Raw genomic sequence first — 1,695 nt, 5'->3', positions numbered from 1 at the left:
GAACTGACCTTTGTCAAGTAGACAATCAATTTAATTAAAATTTATGCACATTAGGATGCATGGTTTCGATATTCTAAAGGAGCCATGCATCCTAATCCTTTTTGAAATCTTTTTTCATTGTAAAATTTTATATATTGAATTATTTTTTCCCTTAATTCTTCAAGTGTTTTAAACTTCTTACCGTAAAACATTTCAGTCTTTAATATACCAAAAAATCCTTCCATAGAACCATTATCTATACATTTACCAACTCTTGACATACTTTGGACCATTCCAGCTTCTTCAATCTTACTTTTGAAAATATTTCCCGTATACTGAAACCCTCTATCACTATGAAATATGGGCTTTGCATCAGGATGTTTTTGGATGGCTCTATCAAACATTTTAAATACAAGTTGATTATTGTTTTTAAAGGATATTTCATATTCAATAATACTGTTATCGTAAATGTCCATAATTGGACTTAAATAAAGCTTTCTATTATCTCCAGGAATTGAAAATTCAGTTACATCTGTAAGCCATTTCTCATTAGGAGCCTTAGCTGTAAAATCTCTTGCTAATATATTCTCCTTTGTATACTCTGGCTTTACTCTAATGCGATTAACTTTTTTTCTTCTAATTCTAGCTGTAATACCTAAAACATTCATAAGCCTATGTATATATCCCTCTGAAAATGACTTTTGATTTAGTTTATTAATGAACATGGTCATCCTTCTATACCCTAAAATTCCATCAAATGTTGAATGATATTCAGTAATTAATGAACATAGCAATTTATCTTGTTTTTCTTTTTCAGGTTTAACTCTATTTTTATGTTTGTAGTATCCACTTCTTGAAATATTTAGAACTTCACATATTTTGGTTACTGGATAACCTTTATCTTTAAAAAAATCTACTGTTTTGTATTCTGCTTCCTGTCTTACTTTCGATAGGGAAGTTTTCTTTCGAATTCCTCTTTTTTTTTAAGAACTTCAAGTTCAAACTCTCTTCTTTTTCTTAATGCTTTTTCTTTTTCTAGTTCAAGCTGTAATTTCTCAACTTCAGTTAAGTTGCTTTCGTCAATTTCTGACTTTGGCTTTGGTCCACGTTTTTGATATTTTAGTGTTTCTGGTCCCTTATCTATATATGCCCTTGTCCATTTATATACAAGTGCATAAGTAACCCCATACTTATCAGCCGCATCTTTGTAACTCATATTGTTTTCAATAACCCATTTAACTATTTCTAGTCTTTCTTCAAATGTAGTTTTTCTTGATTTCATGGTATAGACATCTCCTTTAGGGTCATAAGCCTTTATTTCTATACCATTATACCATTTATTAATCCAATTATTAATTACTCCTGTGGAAATATTATATTTAGCTGCTAAATCAGGCATTGAATATTTACCTAAATTATATTTTTCTATTATTGATAACTTAAATTCTTTACTATATGAAGAATTTTTGTTTGATGTTTCAAATACACTTGGTCCATGTTCTTTATATCTTAAATACCATCGACGCACAACTTCCTTTGTTGTTCCAATTTCATCAGCAATTCCTTGAAAACTAATATGACCTTTTTCATAATCTTTGCAAGCCTTAATTTTTACTTCTTTACTGTACTTTGGTTTTCTTCCCATAAAAAAATACCTCCAAGTAGATAATCTAATTTTTAATTAATTAGACTGTCTACTTTGGAAGTATCATATCA

At 29.1% G+C, this 1,695-nt stretch carries 2 protein-coding genes; both read right to left on the bottom strand.

The genetic code is table 11. The features are described from left to right. Window positions 1-50: 50 nt before the first annotated feature. On the bottom strand, window positions 51-950 hold the full coding sequence (locus CUL_RS17040) for an IS3 family transposase (RefSeq protein ID WP_081722811.1): 900 nt from the start codon (window positions 948-950) through the stop codon (window positions 51-53). Then, on the bottom strand, window positions 920-1,624 hold the full coding sequence (locus CUL_RS0108430; RefSeq protein WP_025641155.1) for a helix-turn-helix domain-containing protein: 705 nt from the start codon (window positions 1,622-1,624) through the stop codon (window positions 920-922). The genes CUL_RS17040 and CUL_RS0108430 overlap by 31 nt, the downstream gene beginning before the upstream one ends. Window positions 1,625-1,695 lie beyond the last annotated feature (71 nt).

It is taken from the genome of [Clostridium] ultunense DSM 10521, assembly GCF_000511955.1.
GTDB lineage: Bacteria > Bacillota > Clostridia > Tissierellales > Tepidimicrobiaceae > Schnuerera > Schnuerera ultunensis.
The sequence above is the reverse complement of the archived record's forward strand: the minus strand, read 5'-3'. Positions and strand labels throughout refer to the sequence as shown.